Raw genomic sequence first — 18,227 nt, 5'->3', positions numbered from 1 at the left:
TCAGGCCGCAACCGCCGCGCGAATCTGCTCGAGCACGTCCTTGGCGCTCGCCGGGATCGGGGTGCCCGGTCCGTAGATGCCCTTGACGCCGGCGTCATAGAGGAAATCGTAGTCCTGGCGCGGAATCACGCCGCCCACGAAGACGATGATGTCGTCGGCGCCCTGCTTCTTGAGTTCCGCGATGATCGCCGGCACGAGGGTCTTGTGGCCGGCGGCCAGTGTGCTGACGCCCACCGCATGGACGTCGTTCTCGATCGCCTGGCGGGCGCATTCCTCGGGGGTCTGGAACAGCGGGCCCATGTCGACGTCGAAACCGAGGTCGGCAAAGGCGGTCGCGACCACCTTCGCGCCGCGGTCGTGGCCGTCCTGGCCCAGCTTGGAGATCATCACGCGCGGCCGCCGGCCCTGTGCCTCCGCGAAGGCGGCGATCTCGTGCTGCAGCGCCTCCCAGCCTTCGGCCGAGTCGTAGGCCGCGGCGTAGACGCCGGTGACCTTCTGCGTGTCGGCGCGGTGGCGGCCATAGATCTTCTCGAGCGCATCGCTGATCTCGCCGACCGTGGCGCGCAGGCGCACCGCCTGGATGCTGAGGTCGAGCAGATTGCCCTGGCCGCTTTCCGCTGCCGCGGTCAGCGCGTCGAGCGCGCCCTGGACGGCGGCGCTGTCGCGCTTCTCGCGGATCGCCTTGAGCTTGGCGACCTGGCCGTCGCGCACCTTCATGTTGTCGATCGACAGGCTGTCGATCGCGTCCTCGGACTTGAGCTTGTACTTGTTGACGCCCACGATCACATCCTTGCCCGAGTCGATGCGCGCCTGCTTGTCGGCCGCGGCGGCCTCGATCTTGAGCTTGGCCCAGCCGCTGTCGACGGCCCGGGTCATGCCGCCCATCGCCTCGACCTCCTCGATGATGGTCCAGGCCGCATCGGCCATGTCCTGGGTGAGCTTCTCCATCATGTAGCTGCCGGCCCAGGGGTCGATCACGCTCGTGATGTGGGTCTCTTCCTGGATGATGAGCTGCGTGTTGCGCGCGATGCGCGAGCTGAATTCGGTCGGCAGTGCGATCGCCTCGTCGAGCGCGTTGGTGTGCAGGCTCTGGGTGCCGCCGAACACCGCGGCCATCGCCTCGATGGTGGTGCGCACGACGTTGTTGTACGGGTCCTGCTCGGTCAGCGACCAGCCCGAGGTCTGGCAATGGGTGCGCAGCATCAGGCTCTTGGGGTTCTTCGGCTCGAACTCCTTCATGATCCGGCACCACAGCAGGCGCGCGGCGCGCATCTTGGCGACTTCGAGGTAGAAGTTCATGCCGATGGCCCAGAAGAAGCTGAGCCGTCCCGCGAAGCCGTCGACGTCGAGGCCCTTGGCCAGCGCGGTCTTCACGTATTCCTTGCCGTCGGCCAGCGTGAACGCGAGCTCGAGCGCCTGGTTGGCGCCGGCTTCCTGCATGTGATAGCCGCTGATCGAGATCGAGTTGAACTTGGGCATGTTCTGCGCCGTGTACTCGATGATGTCGCCGATGATCCGCATGCTCGGCGCCGGCGGGAAAATGTAGGTGTTGCGGACCATGAACTCCTTGAGGATGTCGTTCTGGATGGTTCCGCTCAGCTGGTCCTGCGCCACGCCCTGCTCTTCCGCCGCGACCACGTAGCCCGCCAGCACCGGCAGCACCGCGCCGTTCATGGTCATCGAGACGCTGACCTTGTCGAGCGGGATCTGGTCGAACAGGATCTTCATGTCCTCGACCGAGTCGATCGCCACGCCGGCCTTGCCGACGTCGCCGGTGACGCGCGGATGGTCGCTGTCGTAGCCGCGGTGGGTGGCGAGGTCGAAGGCCACGCTGACGCCCTGGCCGCCGGCCGCCAGCGCCTTGCGGTAGAAGGCATTCGATTCCTCGGCGGTCGAGAAGCCCGCGTACTGGCGGATGGTCCACGGCCGTACCGCATACATCGTGGCCTGCGGGCCGCGCAGGTAGGGCTCGAAGCCGGGCAAGGTGTCGGTGTACTTGAGCCCCTGCAGGTCGGCCGCCGTATAGAGCGGCTTGACCGTGATGCCGTCCGGCGTGACCCAGTTCAACGCTTCGAGGTTGCCGCCCGGTGCGGACTTGGCGGCCGCCTTGGTCCAGGCTTCGAGGGTCGCAGGCGAGAAGGTGTATTCGGTTTTGCTCATGGGCGCCGCTTTGGAAATCATGCGAGGTTCGAGGAGTGCCTGCACTGTTGCAGGACAGCGCCCCGGAGTCTACCTCATCTGTAATTATTAATTCAAAGAACAAACATGCGGTACATTTCAGCCATGTCCGCTGTCACCCTCACCCCGCGCGCCCTCTACGAAGAGGTGGCGGAACTGCTGCGCCAGCGCATCTTCAGCCGCGAACTCGAACCCGGCGGCTGGATCGACGAACTCAAGCTGGCCGAGGAATACGGCATCAGCCGCACGCCGTTGCGCGAGGCGCTGAAGGTGCTGGCGGCCGAGGGGCTGGTGACGATGAAGGTGCGGCGTGGTGCCTACGTGACCGAGGTGTCCGAGAAGGATCTGTCGGACGTCTACCACCTGCTGAGCCTGCTCGAGAGCGACGCCGCCGGCGTGGTCGCCGGTCACGCCACCGATGCCGAACTGGCCGATCTCGAACATCTGCATGTGGAGCTCGAAGCCGCGGCGACGCCGGGCCATGTCGATCGCGAGCACTTTTTCGCCCTCAACGAGCGCTTCCACATGCGCCTTCTCGCGATCGCGAACAACCGTTGGCGCGACCAGATGGTGGCCGACCTGCGCAAGGTGATGAAGCTCAACCGCCACAACTCGCTGTTGAAGGCCGGGCGCATCGGCGAGTCGCTGCGCGAACACCGGGCCATCATGGCGGCGATCAAGGCACGCGATCCGCAGGCCGCCATGGCCCGGACGCAGGAGCATTTCCGCAACGGGCTCGAAGCGGCGAACTGAGCTCGCCCCCAGGTTGGGCTCACTGCGTGTAGCCCGCCCACCCCTGCCGGGGGCAACACCGGCGGACTGGCAAAGCCAGATCCGCGGTGTTTCACGAAGGGGCCTGGCTGCGCCGGCCGGGGGAACTTCGGGTTTTGTGTTCAGGCCGGCTGGTCAACCGTCTCGTGCGCCAGGGCCATGACCTCATGCGGCGCGCGGGTCTTGAGCTTGTGGTCGCTCCACACCTGGCGCCAGCGGCGGGCGCCGGGCAGGCCGTTGCGCAGGCCCAGCATGTGGCGGGCGATGTTGGACCACGGGGTGCCGTGCTCGGCGGCTTCGCGGGCCATGTAGTCGCACATCTGGCGCTCGACCTCCTCCCGCGTCAGCGTCGACGGCGGCTCGCCGTAGAACACCGCATCCCACTCGGCCAGCCACCAGGGGTTGTGATAGGCCTCGCGGCCGATCATGACGCCGTCGAGCAGTCGCAGGTGTGCCTGCATCTGCGCGTTGTCGGCGAAGCCGCCGTTGATCGAGAACGCGAGCGCGGGGAAATCATGCTTGAGCCGATGCACCAGCTCGTAGCGCAGCGGCGGCACCTCGCGGTTCTGCTTCGGCGACAGGCCCTTGAGCCAGGCGTTGCGGGCATGCACGATGAAGGTCTCGCAGCCCGCCTCGCTGACCTTGCCCACGAAGTCGCGCACAAAGTCGTAGCTCTCGATCTTGTCGATGCCGATGCGGTGCTTGACCGTGACCGGCACGTCGACCACGTCGACCATCGCCTTCACGCAGTCGGCCACCAGCTGCGGCTCGTTCATCAGGCAGGCACCGAAGGCGCCGCGCTGCACCCGCTCGCTGGGGCAGCCGCAGTTGATGTTGATCTCGTCGTAACCCCAATCCTCGCCCAGCTTCGCGCAATGCGCGAGATCGGCGGGTTCGCTGCCGCCGAGCTGCAGCGCCACCGGATGCTCCTCGGCGTTGAAACGCAGATGGCGCGGCACATCGCCGTGGATCAGCGCGCCGGTCGTCACCATTTCGGTGTAGAGCAGCGCACGACGCGTGAGCAGGCGATGGAGGAAGCGGCAATGGCGATCGGTCCAGTCCATCATCGGAGCCACGCTGATGACAGTCTGTTGAAGCTCTTGATTCATAAGGGTTTTTTACTCTTTCCGATCGGGCGCATGGCCTTATTTTCTCAGCTACCGACGACGCGCTGCGGGTAGCGGCACGCCCGCCAGCCCAGCTTGAACCCGCATATGGATCGGCGCATCATCGGGCGTCCCTGTCGCCGACCAACAAGAACCGGGGGTGCGCCATGTCCTGTACTGCACGCTGGATGTCCGAGTCGCGCCCCAACCTGCTCTCCTTCGCCGCCCTGGCGCTGGCGCTTTCGGGCTGCGGGGGAGGAGGCAACAACGCCGGGACGATCGCGGCCATCGCCGAGGCGAAGCCTGCCACCGTCGTCGCCGTGCGCAACGGTGTCTCACCCTTCATCGCCTTCGTGGACCTGGAACTGCCCCCGCCCGTTGCCGAGCAGTTGGCCCTGGTGCACTACCGCATCGAGTCCAAGCCGGGCAGCGTCGCGCGCCCGGTCGACGTCAACTATGCGATGAGCTACCTGGAGCGCCGCGGCCATGCCTCCGCCGGTGGCGCCACGGTCACGGTTCCGGTGTTCGGCCTCTACGCGAACTACGCCAACCAGGTGAACATCGACCTCCGGCTCGCCAGCGGATCGCAGCAGCAACTGCGCGTCGAGATCGCCACCGCGGCCTACGCCGATCCGAACGGCATCTATGACCGGCCGAACATCCTGAAACCGCGCACGGCGGGCGACTCGCTGTCCTTCGACTATTTCTACATCAAGTCCGCTTTGGGCAGTCCGGTGGTCGTCGACACCGACGGCCAGCTGCGCTGGGTGGTGCCCGCGAAGACAGGTTCGCTCACATCGATGTTCCATGGCAACCGGTTCATCGTCGGCGACAACAAGTCGCTTCGGCTGCTGCGTCTTGAACTCGACGGCACTGCGAACGAGGCGTTCCTGAGCGCAACGGGCCTCACCAACTTTCACCACAACATCGATCCCGGCAAGGTCGGCCTGCTCGCCGAGATGGATGCCCAGGGCAACGGCGTGGCCGCCATCGAAAGCACGCTGGCCGAGATCGACCCGGACGCCGGCACGGTGTTGAAGCAGTGGGATCTGGCGGACAGCCTGTCGCGCTTCATGCAGAGCCACAGCGATGACCCGGCCTTGTTCGTGCGACCGGGCATCGACTGGTTCCACATGAATGCCGCGACCTACGATCCGAGCGACGACACGCTGATCGTCTCCAGCCGCGAGAACTTTGTCGTGAAGATCGACTACGCCAGCGGCGACCTGGTCTGGATTCTGGGTGATCCGACCAAGTACTGGCACGGTTTTCAGTCCCTTGCGGCCCGGAGTCTGACTCTGAGGGCCGGCGGGCTGTATCCGATCGGGCAGCACTCGGTGTCGATGACGCACGACGGACTGCTGCAGATGTTCGACAACGGCCTGGGCTCGCTCAATCAACCCGCCGGCGCGCCGGCCGGCGAGACCCGCAGCTACAGTGCCGTATCGGCCTATGCGATCGATGCCGCCGGCCGGACCGCGGTCGAAGCCCGACGCTTCGACCACGGGCAGAGCATCTTTTCCGGTGTCTGCTCCAGCGCCTATCAGGCTCCGGCGGGTGCTTCCATGCTGATCAGCTATGCGGTCGCCGACAACGCCACGCACGCACGCCTGGTCGGGCTGGATGAGAGCCAGAACGTGGCATTCGACTTCGAATATGCGAGCTCGGGATGCAACACGAGCTGGAACGCACGACCGATTCCGTTCGAAGCGATGCGCTTCGACAAGACCGCAGTGCCGGCCACCTGAGGGCCTCTCGTTCATCGGCCGTCGAATGACTTGACATCGCGCTGCTGGAAAAGGCCCGCGACGGCGCCTGAACTCTCGCACTCGCACATCCGCAGTTGCCCAGATCAGGGATGACACCGATCGTTCGGTGCATCGAAGTATCGAAACAGGCAAAGGAAGTACCAAACCCGGAAATTCGCGTCTCCACAATCGTTGCACGGCGACCCCAATCGTCGATCAGAAGGAGACAGTCATGAAGCGTTTTCTGAAGGCGGGCCTGGTGCTCGCGCTCGCCGGTGCCGGGCTGGCCCAGGCCGCGACCGAACTCGTGATCGCGACCGTGAACAACGGCCACATGATCGAGATGCAGAAACTCGGCAAGTTCTTCGAGCAGGCCCATCCGGACATCAAGCTCAAGTGGGTCACGCTCGAGGAGGGCACGCTGCGCCAGCGCGTGACCACCGACATCGCGACCAAGGGCGGCCAGTTCGACGTCATGACGATCGGCATGTACGAGACGCCGATCTGGGCCAAGAAGGGTTGGCTCAAGCCGATCGCGACCGATGCCGGCTACGACGTCGACGACCTGCTGCCCGCGATGCGCAACGGCCTCTCGGCCGACGGCAAGCTCTACGCCTCGCCCTTCTACGGCGAGAGCTCGATGCTGATGTACCGCAAGGACCTGGCCGACAAGGTCGGCTTCAAGATGCCCGAGCAGCCGACCTGGGCCCAGGTGAAGGAGCTCGCCGGCAAGATCCACGACCCGAAGGCCGGCGTCTACGGCATGTGCCTGCGCGGCAAGCCGGGCTGGGGCGACAACATGGCGCTGCTCACGACGATGGTCAACACCCACGGCGGCCAGTGGTTCGACATGGCCTGGAAGCCGCAGATCGACACCAAGCCGTGGCATGACGCGATCGGCTTCTACGTCGACCTCATGAAGGCCTACGGCCCGCCCGGCGCCTCGGCCAACAGCTTCAACGAGAACCTGGCGCTGTTCAACGAGGGCAAGTGCGGCATGTGGGTCGACGCGACCATCGCGGCCTCCTTCGTGAGCGACCCGAAGCAGTCGAAGGTGGCCGACAAGGTGGCCTTCGCGCAAGCGCCTGTGGCCGTCACGCCCAAGGGCGCGAACTGGCTCTGGGCCTGGGCGCTGGCGATTCCCGCCGGCTCGCAGAAGGTCGACGCCGCTCAGGCCTTCGTCAAGTGGGCAACCTCCAAGGACTACATCCAGCTCGTGGCCAAGGAAGAAGGCTGGGGCTCGGTGCCGACCGGCACGCGCAAGTCGACCTACGCCTCGCCCGAGTTCATGAAGGCGGCGCGCTTCGCCGAGGCCGAGAAGAAGGCCATCGACACCGCCAATGCCAACGACAGCACCTTGCCCAAGTCGCCTTACGTCGGCGTGCAGTACGCGGCCATTCCGGAGTTCCAGGCGATCGGCGTCGCGGTCGGCCAGCAGATGAGCGCGGCGCTCGCCGGCAAGGTCACGGTCGACCAGGCCTTGAAGACCTCGCAGACCGCGGCCGAGCGCGAGATGACCAAGGCCGGGTACTACAAGTAGCAGCCGCCCCCCTCCCCCGACAGGGGGAGGCGCGGGACAAAAACAAAGGTCTGCCATGAACCGACTTCTGCCCCGTGCGCTGATGGCGCCGGCCGTGGTCACGCTCGTCCTCTGGATGCTGGTGCCGCTGCTGATGTCGATCTATTTCTCGTTCGTCAACTACAACCTGATGCAGCCGGGCGAACGCACCTTCGCCCGCTTCGAGAACTTCCACTACTTCATCACCGACCCGGACTTCTGGCCCGCGGTGTGGAACACGCTGCTGTTGATCGGCAGCGTGATCGTGATCACGGTGGTGCTCGGCGTGCTGCTGGCGCTGCTGGTCAACGAACCGTTTCCGGGCCGCGGCATCGTGCGCGTGCTGCTGATCTCGCCCTTCTTCGTCATGCCCACGGTGAACGCGCTGCTATGGAAGCACATGATGATGAATCCGATCTACGGCGTGCTGGCCGATCTGTGGCGCAGCTTCGGCGCGACGCCGGTCGACTGGCTGACCGACCTGCCGCTGTTCTCCGTGATCGTCATGGTGGCCTGGCAGTGGCTGCCTTTCGCCTGCCTGATCTTCATCACCTCGCTGCAGTCGCTGGACCGCGAGCAGATGGAGGCGGCGCGCATGGACGGCGCCAGCGCGATCCAGCGCTTCGGCTACCTCACGCTGCCCCACCTGGGCCGGCCGATGGCGGTGGTGATCATGATCGAGATGATCTTCCTGCTGTCGATCTTCGCCGAGATCGCGGTCACCACCAATGGCGGGCCGGGCAACGCGAGCACCAACCTCACCTACCTGATCTTCAAGCAGTCGCTGATGAACTTCGACGTCGGCGTGGCGTCGGCGGGCGCGCTGTTCGCGGTGGTGCTGGCCAACATCGTGGCCGCCTTCCTGATCCGGATCATCGGCAAGAACCTCGACTGAGGAGCGACGCATGCAAACCGAACATGTCCTCTTCCTGGCACTGCGAACCGTCGGCGCCTGGGCCCTCGCGCTGCTGCTGTTCTTCCCGCTCGGCTGGCTGGTGCTGACCTCGTTCAAGACCGAGCTGCAGGCGATCCACGTGCCGCCGCTGTTCGTCTTCGAGCCCACGCTGGACAACTTCACCGAGGTGCAGCGGCGCAGCGACTACCTGCTGTTCGCGCGCAATTCGCTGATCACGAGCGTGGGCTCCACGGTCATCGGCCTCATGATCGCGGCGCCGGCGGCCTACTCGATGGCCTTTTTCCGCACCCGGCGCACGCGCGACATCCTGATGTGGATGCTGTCGACCAAGATGATGCCGGCGGTCGGCGCGCTGGTGCCGATCTACGTGCTGGCTCAGACCGCCGGCATGCTCGACACGCGCACCGCGCTGACGGTGGTGTTCATGCTGTCGAACCTGCCGATCATGGTCTGGATGCTCTATTCGGCCTACAAGGACATCCCGAACGAGATCCTCGAGGCCGCGCGCATGGACGGCGCCAACCTGTGGACCGAGTTCCGCCACGTGGTGCTGCCGCTGTCGGTCGGCGGGCTCGCTTCCACCGGCCTGCTGTGCCTGGTGCTGAGCTGGAACGAGGCTTTCTGGGCGCTCAACCTGAGCTCGGCCAAGGCCGGCACGCTGGCCACGCTGATGGCTTCCTACTCGAGCCCCGAGGGGCTGTTCTGGGCCAAGCTGTCCGCGGCCTCGCTGATGGCGATCGCGCCGATCGTGGTGTTCGGATGGTTCAGCCAAAAACAACTCGTGCAAGGCCTGACCTTCGGCGCGGTGAAATGAGCTCGCCCCCAGGTTGGCTCACTTCGTGTAGCCGCCCACCCCCTACCGGGGGCGCCGCCAGCGGCCCGGCAAAGCCGGTTCCGCGGCAGCCCACGAAAAGGCATCGCGTCCCAGGCACCGCGCCAACATCGCTGCAGGGCCTCTCGATCAATCTTCAAGGAGTCATTTGATGGCCTACCTCCAGCTCGACCACATCAAGAAGAGTTTCGGCGATGCCCACATCATCAAGGGCGTCGACCTCGAGATCGACAAGGGCGAGTTCATCGTCTTCGTCGGCCCCTCGGGCTGCGGCAAGTCGACCTTGCTGCGGCTGATCGCGGGGCTCGAGCCGATCACCAGCGGCCGCCTCTCGCTCGACGGCAAGGACATCACGAACACGCCGTCCGGCAAGCGCGACCTGGCGATGGTGTTCCAGAGCTACGCGCTCTACCCGCACATGAGCGTGTACGACAACATGTCCTTCGCGCTCAAGCTCGCGAAGGTCTCGAAGGACGTGATCAGGACCAAGGTCGAGTACGCGGCCAAGACGCTGAACCTCACCGACTACCTGAGCCGCACGCCGAAGGAACTGTCGGGCGGCCAGCGGCAGCGGGTGGCGATCGGCCGCGCGATCGTGCGGGCGCCCAAGGTGTTCCTGTTCGACGAGCCGCTGTCGAACCTCGACGCGGCGCTGCGCGGCAACACCCGGGTCGAGATCCACAAGCTGCATCGCGCGCTCGGAGCCACCAGCATCTACGTCACGCACGACCAGGTCGAGGCCATGACCCTGGCTGACCGCGTGGTGGTGCTGCGCGACGGCCTGATCGAACAGGTCGGCACGCCGATGGATTTGTACGACCGGCCGGCCAACCAGTTCGTCGCCCAGTTCATCGGCATGCCGTCGATGAACATGGTCGACGCCAAGGCGATTCCGAGCTTCTCGGCGCTGACCGGTGGCCGGCTGCCGGCCGACGGGTTCCTCGGCGTTCGGCCCGAAGCGCTGCGCGTGCACGCGGGCCCGGGCGGGGGAGCGCCGGCACGGGTCGAGCTGATCGAGGCGCTCGGCGCCGACACGCTGATCCACATCGATGTCGGCGGCGTGCCGCTGGTCGCGCGGCAGAACGACCGTACCGCGCTGCAGGCCGGCGATGCGGTCAGCGTCGAGCTCGATCCCTCGGTGCTGCATTTCTTCAACCGCGAAGGCCGCACCGTCGAAGCATGACACCGCCCGCCGCGCCATGACCTCCCCCGCCCCCTCCGAATTCGTGGTGTTGCACCTCGGACTCGGCTCCTTCCATCGCGCGCACCAGGCGCTGTACATGCAGAGGCTGATCGACACCGGCGACACCCGCTGGTCGATCATCGGCGCCAACCTGCGGCCCGACATGGCCGAGGTCGAATCCGCCCTGCGCGCGCAGGACGGCCGCTACACGCTGGAGACCGTGTCTCCGGCCGGCGACTACCGCTACCAGCGCATCGCGTCGATCCGCGAGGTGCTGCCCTACGACGCCAGCCTGGCGGCGGTGATCGCCCGCGGCGCCGAGCCGCGCACGCGGGTGATCTCGTTCACGGTGACCGAGGCCGGCTACTACCTCGACCCGCAGGACCGGCTCGACCTCACGGCGCCCGACATCGCCGGCGACCTCGAGCAGGCGGGCCGAGGCGTCGCCGGCGGCACGATCTACGGCGCGGTCTGCGCCATTCTCCGGGCGCGCCGGGCCGCGGACGCGGGCCCCGTCACGCTGCTGAACTGCGACAACCTGCGCCACAACGGGGACCGCTTCCGCAAGGGCCTGATCGCGTTCATCGAGCGCGCCGGCGAGCGCGGGCTGCTCGACTGGGTGCGCAGCCACACGAGCAGCCCGAACGCGATGGTCGACCGCATCACGCCGCGGCCGCCGCCCGAACTGCGCCGGCGGGTGCGCGAGGCCACCGGCTGGGACGACGCCGCGCCGGTCGCCGGTGAGAGCTTCATCCAGTGGGTGATCGAGGACCGGTTCGTCCACGGACGGCCCGACTGGGCACGCGTCGGGGTGCAACTGGTCGATTCGGTCTCGCCCTACGAGGAAGCCAAGATCCGCATCCTCAACGCCAGCCACAGCGGCATCGCCTGGGCCGGCACCCTGGCCGGACTGCAGTACATCCACGAAGGCACGCACACCGCCGCCATCCGGCGCATGGCCTACGACTACGTCACGGACGATGTCATCCCCTGCCTGGACCGGCCCGGGCAGCCGAGCCCGGTCGACCTGCCCGCCTACCGCGACGTGGTGCTCGATCGCTTCGGCAATCCGGCCATCCGCGACACCAACCAGCGGGTGGCGATGGACGGCTTCTCGAAGATCCCGGGGTTCATCGCACCGACGGTGCGCGAGCGGCTTTCGCGCGGCGAGAGCATCGCGAGCGTGGCCATGCTGCCGGCCCTGTTCCTGGCCTTCCTGCAGCGCTGGCACCAGGGCACCCTGCCCTACACCTACCAGGACCAGGGCATGGACGAAGGCGCCGCGCATGCGATCTGCGCCGCCGCCGATCCGGTGGCGGCGCTTTGCGCCGACCACGGGCTGTGGGGCGACGCGGCCGGCGATGCGCGCCTGGTCGCGGCGATGCGCGACGCCGCCGCGCGGGTCCGGCAGTTCATCCAGGGAGCCACGAAATGAGCGGCCGTCTTGCACAACGCCATGTCCTGATCACCGGTGCCGGCGGCGGCATCGGGCTCGCGATCGCCGAAGCCTGCCTGGCCGAAGGTGCGCGCTGCACGCTGGCCGACCGGTCGGCAGAGCCGTCCGATGGCGTCGCGCGGCTGCGGCGCAGGCACCCCGAGGCCGTGGCCTACGTGGCGGCGGACGTCAGCGACGCGGCCGCGGTGGGCGGCCTGCTCTACGCGGCGCGAGCGGCGCACGGAGAGATCCACACGCTGGTCAACAATGCCGCGGTCTTCGAGATGGCGCCGCTGCTCGAGAGCGACGAGGCCTCCTTCGACCGGCTGTTCGCGGTCAACGTCAAGGGCATGTTCTTCACCATGCAGCGCGTGCTGCAGCACATGGTCGACAGCCGTGTCACGGGCGGCTCGGTCATCAACATGGCCTCGCAGGCCGGCCGGCGCGGCGAGGCGCTGGTGTCGCACTACTGCGCGACCAAGGCCGCGGTCATCAGCTACACGCAGAGTGCCGCGCTGGCGATGGCGCCCCACGGCATCCGGGTCAACGCGATCTCGCCGGGCGTGGTCGACACGCCGATGTGGAACCACGTCGACGCGCTGTTCGCCCGCTACCAAGGCCTCCAGCCGGGCGAGAAGAAGCGCCAGGTGGGGCTCGAGGTTCCGCTGGGACGCATGGGAACGCCCGGCGACATCGCCAGCGCCGCCGTGTTCCTGGCCAGCGACGAGGCGCGCTACATCACGGCGCAGACGCTCAACGTCGACGGTGGTAATGTCATGAGCTGAAGGTTCATGGGAAAGGACCGCCTCATGTCATCCCCGCGCCGGCGCCATCTGCCCCGCGACCGAAAGCCCGAACTCGAGCGCGACTTCACGCGTTCGCCCTCGCTGGGCTACGAGGCACCCGAGGACACCGGCCTCGTGCGCTGCCTCGCGCACGGCTTCCCGAGTCCGCTGGTGCGCTGGCATTTCCACGAAGAGTACGAGCTGCATCTGATCACCGAGACCTCGGGCCGGGCCTTCGTCGGCGACTGGATCGGGCCCTTCCATCCCGGCCACCTGGTGCTTTGCGGGCCTCGCCTGCCGCACAACTGGATCTCGCTCGACGTCCCCGAGGGGGGCTCGACCGGCCGCGACCGCGTGATCCAGTTCCGCCACGACCCGATCGAGCGCGCAGCCGCCGACATTCCCGAACTGCGCGAAGCGCTGCAGTTGCTCGGGCGGGCCCGACACGGCATCGAGTTCTTCGGTTTCGAGGCGCGTGCGCTGGCGCACTGGGACGCCATCAAGGCCGCACGCGGATTGCAGCGGCTCGCGCTCTTCCTCGAGTACCTGGCCGAACTCGCGCACTGCAGCGACTACCGCCTGCTGTCCAACGTGCAGATGCAGGGGGTCGAAGGCGACACCGAGGTCGACCAGATCAACATCATCGTCAACCGCATCACCGCCAATCTGGCCGAGCCGGTGGCGATGGCCGACATCGCGAGCGAACTCGGCATGAGCGAAAGCCGCTTCAGCCGCTTCTTCAAGCGCTCCACCGGCAACAGCTTCACCGATTTCGTGAACCGTGTGCGCATCAACAGCGCCTGCCACCTGCTGATGCAGACCGACTACTACGTGACCGACATCTGCTATCAGGTCGGCTTCAACAACGTGGCCAACTTCAACCGGCGCTTCCTCGAGATCAAGGGCATGACGCCGACCGAGTTCCGGCGCCAGAGCGACAGCCGCTTCGGCAGCCTGGCCTGACCAGGGTGCGGCATGTACCTCGGCCTCGATCTCGGAACCTCGGAGCTGAAGGCGCTGCTGCTGGACCGGGACCATCGCATCGTCGCCCTGGCGCGTGCGCCGCTGGAAGTGGACCGGCCGGCACCGCTGTGGTCGGAGCAGCCGCCTTCCCGATGGTGGGGAGCGCTGGAAGCCGCCATGGCGGTTCTTCGCCAGGGCCATGCCGAGGCGCTGGCCGGCGTCCGCGCGATCGGACTGTCGGGTCAGATGCACGGCGCGGTCGCGATCGACGCCGCCGGCGAGGTGCTGCGACCGGCGATCCTCTGGAACGACGGCCGCAGCGCGCCGCAGTGCAAGGCGCTGATGGCGCGGGTGCCCGGCCTCGGCGCGATCGCCGGCACCCTCGCGATGCCGGGCTTCACCGCGCCCAAGCTCTTGTGGATGCGCGAGCACGAGCCCGAGCTTTTCGCGCGCACCGCCTGCGTGCTGCTGCCGAAGGACTGGCTGCGCTACCGGCTGAGCGACACGCGGGCGAGCGACATGTCGGACGCCTCGGGCACCCTGTGGCTCGACGTCGCAGCGCGCGACTGGTCCGACGCCCTCCTGGCCGCGACCGGGCTCACGCGCGACCACATGCCGCGGCTGGTCGAAGGCAGCGAACCGGCAGGCGTCCTGCGCCCCGAACTGGCGGCGCGCTGGGGCCTCGCGGCCGGCATTCCGATCGCCGGCGGCGGCGGCGACAACGCGGCGAGCGCGGTCGGGATGGGGCTGGTCGGCGCGGGACAGGGCTTCGTCTCGCTCGGCACCTCGGGCGTCATCTTCGTCTGCGGCGAACGCTTCGAGCCCGACCCTGGGCGGGCGGTCCACGCCTTCTGCCATGCACTGCCGGGCCGCTGGCACCAGATGTCGGTGATGCTGTCGGCGGCGAGCGCTGTCAGCTGGGCCGCGCGCAGCTTCGGCCTCGGCAACGAGGCCGCGCTGCTGGCCGCGGCAGCGACCCTCGACGCCAAAGGCCGCCAGCGAGCCCCGCTGTTCCTGCCCTATCTCTGCGGAGAACGTTCGCCGCACAACGACCCGGACGCGCAAGGCGTGCTGTTCGGCCTGACGCACGCCCACGGGCCGGCCGAGATCGCCTACGCGGTGGTGGAAGGCGTGAGTTTCGGGCTGCGCGACGGACTGGACACCCTCGCCAGGCCCGCGGGCGATCTGTTGCTGGTCGGCGGCGGCGCGCGCAGTCGCTGGTGGGCCCAGTTGCTGGCGGACATCCTCCACCTGCCGCTCGCGGTCTGCGCAGGCAGCGAGGCCGCCGGTGCCGTGGGCGCCGCCCGACTGGCCTGGCTGGCGGACGGCGGATCGGAAGCCGGGGTCTGCCCGCTTCCCGCCGTGCTCCAGCGCTTCGAGCCGGCGGCGGGCATCGCCGCGGGCCTTGCCAGCCGCCGTGCCCGCTTCAAGGCGCTGTATGCGGCGCTGGGCTCCTGCTTCCGCTAGCGTTCACCCAACTGCCCATAGGAGGTGCGCAGCCCCGCGTAGTCGGTCGGCCCGCTGCTTTCAGGTGGATGGCCGGTCGCGGACAGCCAGGCGGCGATGCTCGGCACCCGCCGATCGAAATAGTGCTGCAGGCGCGGCCAGTTGCCGGCCTCGGCATGGCCCTCGGTGATCTCGAGCGCCTCGACCGCGATGGTCCGCAGGCTGGTCACCATGGCCAGCGAGCGGCCGTCCAGCAGTTGCAGCGTCACCTCGCGCCCCTGGGCCAGGATCTCGGCGAGGATGCGCCGGTGCACGGCGTAGTCGGCCCAACTCCGCTTGATGCAGGCGTCGTTCAGTTCGCGGAAGACCCAGTGCATGTTGGTGGCGAACATCGCGGCCACCTGGCCCGCCTGGTCGAGGCTCCGCCTGGAAGCCCCGGCCTGCAGCCGTACCGCCCAGAAAAGGGCCGCGAGGACGCCAAGGGCCTGCACCCAGGCGGCCCATTCGGCCCCGGTTGCGGGGCGGTAGAACCAGGCCACGCCCGCCAACGCCACGCCGCCGGCGGCAATCGCCGCGCCAAGTTTTCGCATGGTCATTCCAGCACAGGGCCCGCGTCGTTCATTGGAGGACCTTCGTGCTTCGCACTGCGGTGCGAGCGCCTTCGGGCGGCCGGGCGTCGCTCATGCAAACGGGCCTTCCTTGCCAAACAGCTTCCGGATTGCCGCCACACCGGCCACCAGGGCATTCGCATAGGTGGAATGCGGATCGACCGCAGCCTCGATCGGAAGATAGGGAAGAACTTCGTCCATCACGTAGTCGGTAGCTTCCAGCAATACCCAATAGAACTCGCCCTCTTCGAGTTCTTGCACGGTCAGCGCGATATTCCGCAATTGCGACATGAGGTTAGGAGGGTTTCGGGATGGAACGAATCGATCCTATTCAGGGCCGTCTACAACACCTAGTCACAATTTCACGATTTGTTGCAAATGTGACCGATCGTAATTAAACGGGCAAGTCCCTCATTCGCCAACTGTGGATTAGTGCGCTGTTTACAAATTCCAACAAGATTTGCCTACAACTCTTATCTCCGCAACGGCCTAAGCTCATGGTTCCAACCCACTGCGCGGAGGAGCCATGAAGCATTTCAACCTGGACCCCCATATGACCGCCTCGGTCGGCGGCGCCTTCTATCCGACGGGCCACAGCTTCGTGATGTTTCCCGACGCCAAGGACGCCAGCGCCGTGGGCCACCGGCTGCTGGACAACGGTTTCAGCGGCGACGAGATCTACCTGATTCCGCCCGAGGTGGTGCTCGAGCAGATCACGCCCACGGTGCGCGAGACGGACAGCACCTTTCCATCGGCCGGCACCGACGCCGCCACGGTCCGCGCCTACACCAAGCTGGCGCGCGAAGGGCACACCGCCCTGCTGGTCAGGACCCGGGACGAGGCCGCCGCGAGCCGGCTGATGGATCAGGTGCGCACCGTGCCGTTCTCGATCGCGCAGCGCTACCGCATGCTGGTGATCGAGGACCTCTGAGGGCCGACGCAGGGAGCCTGGGGTCCCTCCGTCCCTTCGGCTAGGCGCCGGTGGCCCGCAGCAGCACCGTGCGGGCCATCGCCTGTGCCAGTTCCTGCTCGCCAAGGCACACCGTGACGGCATCCTGCTGGGTGAGCAAGCGGGCTTCATCCTCGTTGTGGCTGCGGATCACGGTCTCGATCGCCGGATTCAGCGTCCGGGCCGCCTCGATCATCTGCCGCACGTTCATGGCGTCGGCGGTGGCGATCACCAGCACGCGGGCGCGGGCGATGTGGGCCTGGATCAGCACCGACGGATCGGCGGCGTCGCCCCACACGGCGGCCATGCCCTCGCCGCGCAGCTGCTCCACGATCGCGCGGTTCTGCTCCGCCACGACGAAGGGGACGTCGTGCGCCGCCAGCGCTTCGGCGATGCGCCGGCCGACCCGCCCATAGCCGACCAGCACCACTTGCCGAGACAGGTACCTGGCCTCGGTGTGCATCGGCAGCTCGGCCAGCGGGTCGTCCCTCGACGCCAGTCGGCGCGCGACAGATGAATGCGCGTGCAGCCATTGCTGCAACGGCTCGATCAGGCTGAACCACAGCGGATTGGTGGCGATGGAGATCAGCGCGCCGGCCAGCAGCAGGCTCTGCCCTTCGGGCGGCAACAAGCCGAGCGAACCACCCAGCGCCGCGAGGATGAACGAAAACTCGCCGATCTGGGCCAGGCTCGCGCTGACCGTGAGCGCGGTGCCCAGCGGGTAGCGCAGCAGCAGCACCAGCGCACAGGCAGCGACCGACTTGCCGACCACGATCACGAGCACCACGGCCAGCACTTGCAGCGGCCGGTCGATCAGCACGGACGGGTCGAACAACATGCCGACCGAGACGAAGAACAGCACGGCGAAGGCGTCGCGCAACGGCAGCGATTCCTGCGCCGCGCGGTGGCTGAACTCCGACTCGCGCATCACCACGCCGGCGAAGAAGGCGCCGAGTGCGAACGAGACGCCGAACAGCGCCGCCGAGACGAAGGCGATGCTGACCGCGGCGGCCACCACGCAGAGCGTGAACAGCTCGCGCGAGTTGGTGCTCGCCACCTGCCACAGGATCCACGGGAAGACCCGCCGTCCGACCACCAGCATCAGGAGCACGAAACCGCCGACCTGCAGCAGCGTGAGGCCCAGCGTCTGCCAGACCGGCGGGCCGGCGGCGGCCGCGGCGGCCCCGCCCAGCGCCCCGGCCAGCGGCGGCAGCAGCACCAGGACCAGCACCATCGCCAGGTCTTCCACGACCAGCCAGCCGATCGCGATGCGTCCGGTGAACGATTCGAGGATGCCCAGGCTTTCGAGCGCGCGCAGCAGCACCACCGTGCTCGCCACCGACAGCGCCAGCCCGAACACCAGCGCACCGCCCGGGCTCCATCCCCACCAGGTCGCGAGCGCGGCACCGAACAGCGTCGCCACCGCCATCTGGACCAGCGCGCCGGGCAGCGCGACCTTGCGCACCGCCAGCAGCTCGTCCAGCGAGAAATGAAGGCCGACGCCGAACATCAGCAGCATCACGCCGATCTCCGCCAGCTGCGCGGCGATGCCCGCATCGGCGACGAAGCCCGGCGTGAACGGCCCGATGATGACGCCCGCCAGCAGGTAGCCGACCAGCGCCGGCAGCCGCAGCCGCGTCGCCAGGAAGCCGAGCACCAGCGCCAGGCCGAGGCCGGCCGCAATGGTGTTGATCAGTGAAACGCTGTGCGGCATCGCCTTGCATTCTGCAAGAACGTTTGCCGCAGCCA

General features: G+C 67.5%; 16 protein-coding genes. 11 read left to right on the top strand and 5 right to left on the bottom strand.

What is annotated here, in order from left to right:
• Positions 1-2,160 (bottom strand): methylmalonyl-CoA mutase, encoded by a 2,160-nt coding sequence (gene scpA / locus AC1DYK_RS06500; RefSeq protein WP_478165512.1) that lies wholly within the window; start codon positions 2,158-2,160, stop codon positions 1-3.
• Between the two features lie 123 nt (positions 2,161-2,283).
• Between scpA and AC1DYK_RS06495 the strand changes: the two genes are divergently transcribed.
• Positions 2,284-2,931 (top strand): GntR family transcriptional regulator, encoded by a 648-nt coding sequence (locus AC1DYK_RS06495; RefSeq protein ID WP_478165511.1) that lies wholly within the window; start codon positions 2,284-2,286, stop codon positions 2,929-2,931.
• 140 nt (positions 2,932-3,071) lie between these two features.
• On the opposite strand, the gene dusA is transcribed toward AC1DYK_RS06495, so the two are convergent.
• Positions 3,072-4,058, bottom strand: a complete 987-nt coding sequence (gene dusA, locus AC1DYK_RS06490; protein ID WP_478165510.1) for a tRNA dihydrouridine(20/20a) synthase DusA — start codon at positions 4,056-4,058, stop codon at positions 3,072-3,074.
• A 164-nt stretch (positions 4,059-4,222) separates the two neighbouring features.
• Between dusA and AC1DYK_RS06485 the strand changes: the two genes are divergently transcribed.
• From AC1DYK_RS06485 to xylB, 9 genes are all read left to right on the top strand, one after another.
• The gene (locus AC1DYK_RS06485) at positions 4,223-5,803 is read left to right on the top strand and encodes an aryl-sulfate sulfotransferase (protein ID WP_478165509.1); all 1,581 of its coding nucleotides are present in this window, start codon (positions 4,223-4,225) and stop codon (positions 5,801-5,803) included.
• 232 nt (positions 5,804-6,035) lie between these two features.
• Positions 6,036-7,343 carry an ABC transporter substrate-binding protein gene (locus tag AC1DYK_RS06480; RefSeq protein ID WP_478165508.1) on the top strand — a complete coding sequence of 436 codons (1,308 nt, stop codon included), beginning with the start codon at positions 6,036-6,038 and terminating at the stop codon, positions 7,341-7,343.
• A 55-nt stretch (positions 7,344-7,398) separates the two neighbouring features.
• A complete protein-coding gene (locus tag AC1DYK_RS06475; protein ID WP_478156468.1) occupies positions 7,399-8,256 on the top strand; it encodes a carbohydrate ABC transporter permease in 858 nt (285 codons plus the stop codon).
• Between the two features lie 10 nt (positions 8,257-8,266).
• On the top strand, positions 8,267-9,091 hold the full coding sequence (locus AC1DYK_RS06470) for a carbohydrate ABC transporter permease (RefSeq protein WP_478165507.1): 825 nt from the start codon (positions 8,267-8,269) through the stop codon (positions 9,089-9,091).
• A gap of 169 nt (positions 9,092-9,260) precedes the next feature.
• Positions 9,261-10,292, top strand: coding sequence for an ABC transporter ATP-binding protein (locus tag AC1DYK_RS06465; RefSeq protein ID WP_478165506.1), 1,032 nt, complete (start codon positions 9,261-9,263; stop codon positions 10,290-10,292).
• A 16-nt stretch (positions 10,293-10,308) separates the two neighbouring features.
• On the top strand, positions 10,309-11,727 hold the full coding sequence (gene dalD, locus AC1DYK_RS06460) for a D-arabinitol 4-dehydrogenase (protein WP_478165505.1): 1,419 nt from the start codon (positions 10,309-10,311) through the stop codon (positions 11,725-11,727).
• Entirely contained in the window at positions 11,724-12,512 is a 789-nt protein-coding gene (locus AC1DYK_RS06455) for an L-iditol 2-dehydrogenase (RefSeq protein ID WP_478165504.1), read from the top strand. Before dalD ends, AC1DYK_RS06455 begins: the two co-directional genes overlap by 4 nt.
• Before the next feature lie 24 nt (positions 12,513-12,536).
• Entirely contained in the window at positions 12,537-13,475 is a 939-nt protein-coding gene (locus tag AC1DYK_RS06450) for an AraC family transcriptional regulator (protein ID WP_478165503.1), read from the top strand.
• Between the two features lie 12 nt (positions 13,476-13,487).
• Entirely contained in the window at positions 13,488-14,942 is a 1,455-nt protein-coding gene (gene xylB, locus AC1DYK_RS06445) for a xylulokinase (RefSeq protein WP_478165502.1), read from the top strand.
• Here xylB and AC1DYK_RS06440 read toward each other — a convergent pair.
• Positions 14,939-15,511: a hypothetical protein gene (locus AC1DYK_RS06440; protein WP_478165501.1), complete on the bottom strand. Its 573-nt coding sequence runs from the start codon at positions 15,509-15,511 to the stop codon at positions 14,939-14,941. The genes xylB and AC1DYK_RS06440 overlap by 4 nt on opposite strands.
• Positions 15,512-15,601: 90 nt before the next feature.
• A complete protein-coding gene (locus AC1DYK_RS06435; RefSeq protein ID WP_478092306.1) occupies positions 15,602-15,820 on the bottom strand; it encodes a hypothetical protein in 219 nt (72 codons plus the stop codon).
• A gap of 235 nt (positions 15,821-16,055) precedes the next feature.
• On the opposite strand from AC1DYK_RS06435, the gene AC1DYK_RS06430 reads away from it, so the two are divergent.
• The gene (locus tag AC1DYK_RS06430) at positions 16,056-16,460 is read left to right on the top strand and encodes a hypothetical protein (RefSeq protein ID WP_478165500.1); all 405 of its coding nucleotides are present in this window, start codon (positions 16,056-16,058) and stop codon (positions 16,458-16,460) included.
• Positions 16,461-16,500: 40 nt separating this feature from the next.
• On the opposite strand, the gene AC1DYK_RS06425 is transcribed toward AC1DYK_RS06430, so the two are convergent.
• Positions 16,501-18,192 (bottom strand): cation:proton antiporter domain-containing protein, encoded by a 1,692-nt coding sequence (locus AC1DYK_RS06425; RefSeq protein WP_478165499.1) that lies wholly within the window; start codon positions 18,190-18,192, stop codon positions 16,501-16,503.
• Positions 18,193-18,227 lie beyond the last annotated feature (35 nt).

Source organism: Variovorax sp. P2_H12 (assembly GCF_056403395.1).
Note: the sequence above shows the minus strand (reverse complement) of the source record. Positions and strands in the feature narration are given on the sequence as shown.